The sequence below is a fragment of the Vibrio sp. 10N.222.46.A1 genome, from assembly GCF_041473595.1.
Taxonomy (GTDB): domain Bacteria; phylum Pseudomonadota; class Gammaproteobacteria; order Enterobacterales; family Vibrionaceae; genus Vibrio; species Vibrio tasmaniensis_A.
Window position 1 is genome coordinate 1 of record NZ_JBFRSN010001066.1, and the last position, 2,868, is coordinate 2,868.

Genomic DNA, 2,868 nt, shown 5'->3' on the forward strand with positions numbered 1-2,868 from the left:
GTTGTATGGTGATTTGTTGTAGTTTTTGTGAAAAAGGTGGTCGAAATTGATGACGAATTTGGAGTAATTGCACTGTTTTGGCACATTTATTTTCCAAATTATTAAGCCGCTAATTGGTGCCTGAACCTAATTTTAACGGCTTATATTTATAAATCTCACGGTAAGTATCATGTTTCTATTGGAACGAGGTTTTGACTACTTTTTCAAGCGATACAGGTTGCCATTATCGGTACTGAAAAAGATGTCGCCGCTTGGTGAAGTTTCAATGTCTCTTATCCTCTCGCCTAAATCTTCTAAAATACGTTCTTCCTTGATTGCATCACCTTGTCCATTGACTGTCACAATATTGATGTGGGTAAGCTTAAGTGCGCCAGCCAGCAGCTTTCCTTTTAACTCTGGGTATTTATCCCCTTGGTAAACAATCAAGCTCCCCGGAGCGATTGAAGGAACGTAGACTTTTTTAGGCGCTTCAATGCCATCTTTAGTTTCAGACTCGCCTACGCTAATTGGGCCCCAATACTCTTTTCCGTGTGATGTGACAGGCCACCCGTAGTTGGCACCTGCTTTTATTAAGTTGATTTCGTCACCACCGCGCGGGCCGTGTTCAATCGACCACAGCTTCTGGGTCGGGAAGTCGTAATACAAGCCTTGTGGATTACGATGGCCATAGCTCCAAATCTCATTGAGTACCTTGCTGTTATCCGAGAACGGGTTATCGCTTGGTGTGCTTCCATCAGCATTCAATCGTAATATTGATCCGGCGTGAGTCATGGTGCCTTGGCCGTTGTCTCGATCACCACGGTCGCCGATTGAAAAATACAGGTGGCTATCATCAAAGGTGATACGGCTGCCAAAGTGACGTCCGGTGTCCGTTCTGGATTTAGATACAAACACGTCTGTCCAATTGGTAACTTCATTATTGCTGTAATTAGCAGAAGCCAGTGACGTTACTCCTTCACCATCGACGTCTTTACTGTAAGTGACGTAGAACTTTTCGTTTTCAAAAGGGGAGAGCGCGATATCCAACAGACCACCTTGGCCTTTCGCCCAAACATTGGGCAGCCTGAACAGTGTGCTTTGCTCACCCGTCTTTAAATCAACCTGTTTAATGACGCCTGCTTTTTCTGTGAGAAGCATAGTACTGTCATCGACATAAGCGAGCCCCCATGGAACCTCAAGGCCGTCTGTGATTTTCTCTACTTGCCATGCAAAAGCAGAGGATATTGGACTTGATGCGATGAGTGCCAAAGCATAGGAAAGAATACGATGATGATTGTTCATGGGAGTCCTTTGTTTTCATGACGTGGTATTAGTTTAGCTTGTGGTCGACAGGTGCAAAGGTTGGGTTACTGAAAAGTGACTATTCATTTATTTAGTTCAACCAGTGTTGTATGAGTAAGCAAGCTCACGTATGTTTAGCCTGCCATTCTCTATTCGATTCCTTCGGAGCATAATGAATACTACCCTTGCAACATCTTCGCTGTTTTCTCTGTCTGTATGTTGTCAGGTTGATACCCAAGCTATCTATTCTCAAACCACCCGATCTCAAAACAGCTGTTATGTTGGATACTTTACATCATGAGTCGTCGATTTGACTTTAAATCGATCCTACTTGCGTGTTTGGTCATCAGCATCGGCCAACTCAGTATGGGGCTGGTATTTCCATCATTACCTTGGATCGCGAAAGACTTTGATGTTTCGCTAGAGCAAGCTCAGCTTCTGGTGAGTGTCTATTTGTTAGGTTTTGGACCTTCTCAGTTTATTTATGGTCCAATTTCCGATGCTCTAGGGCGCAAGAAAGTACTGCTGAGCGGATTATTAATCGCCATGCTGGGACTATTAATGATCATCTTCTTTAGCCATTCATTTACTAGCATGGTGATGGGGCGTTTTCTGCAAGGCTTAGGAACGGGTTGTTGCGCTGTACTTGCTCGTGCTTCCACGCGGGATAGATTCAGTGGGGCAGATTTACCTTTAGCTATGTCCTACATTGCGATGGTCGCGTCTATTACACCTTTGATTGCGCCCGTAATCGGCGGCTTTATTAACTTCCATTTTGGCTGGAGCATGGTGTTCATCTCGCTACTTGGCTATGTCTCATTAGCTTGGGTGGTTTTGGCGTTCAAGTTTAAGGAAACCGTCACTCAGATCTCCGCTATTCCTTCGGCAAAGAAAATGGTTTCTCAATACAAAGAGTTGCTAACTTCTCGCTATTTTATGAGTTTTGCGAGTATTGGCTGGCTTAACTTTAGTTTGATGATCACTACCGTATCAGTGATGCCATTTATTATGCAAAATCAGATTGGTATGACGTCTGATGAATACGCGATGTGGGCGGTGATTCCTGCTTTAGGCATGCTGGGTGGAACAAGTTTATGTAACCGTATTCGCCCCATGTTGGGCAACAAGAAAACTCTGTTATGTACCCCTGTATTGCATATCTCTGCGGCGTTGTGGCTTTTCTTTTGCCCACTTGAGCCTTTGTATCTCATGCTTGGCCAGTTCTTGATGATTCTTGGCAATGGTATTGCATTGCCTTGTGCTCAGGCGTTGGTGATGTTGCCTTATAAGAAGAACGCTGGCGCGGCTGCTGCGATGTCTGGCGGCGGGCAGATGGTGGTGTCTTCAATGGTGAGTATGGGGCTAGTTCAATTAGGGCTAGGAGAAGCGTGGCATTTATCGCTTGTCATCATGTTGTTCACTATTATTACTCTGATTAATATTTTGCGTGGTTTCAGTAGTCAAGAAGCGAGAGAGTCGCAGCTGAGCTAGTTAATTAGTTAATTATTTAGCTAGCGAGTGAAAAACGAAAAGGCCATTAAAGTTCTGAGACTTCAATGGCCTTCTTTATGCTTAGAGCTTAGAGCT

General features: G+C 44.2%; 2 protein-coding genes. One reads left to right on the forward strand and one right to left on the reverse strand.

The genetic code is table 11. The features are described 5' to 3' along the window. Nucleotides 1-195: 195 nt before the first annotated feature. Complete coding sequence (locus AB4496_RS23770) at nucleotides 196-1,281, reverse strand: PQQ-dependent sugar dehydrogenase (RefSeq protein ID WP_009845544.1); 1,086 nt, start codon at nucleotides 1,279-1,281, stop codon at nucleotides 196-198. Between the two features lie 297 nt (nucleotides 1,282-1,578). Between AB4496_RS23770 and AB4496_RS23775 the strand changes: the two genes are divergently transcribed. Then, entirely contained in the window at nucleotides 1,579-2,772 is a 1,194-nt protein-coding gene (locus tag AB4496_RS23775; RefSeq protein ID WP_009845543.1) for a multidrug effflux MFS transporter, read from the forward strand. The last annotated feature ends 96 nt before the right edge of the window (nucleotides 2,773-2,868 follow it).

Excerpts from the sequence above, each read along its gene's own strand:
- AB4496_RS23770 (WP_009845544.1), bottom strand. The coding sequence starts at position 1,281 with ATGAACAATCATCATCGTATTCTTTCCTATGCTTTGGCACTCATCGCA.
- AB4496_RS23775 (WP_009845543.1), top strand. The coding sequence starts at position 1,579 with ATGAGTCGTCGATTTGACTTTAAATCGATCCTACTTGCGTGTTTGGTC.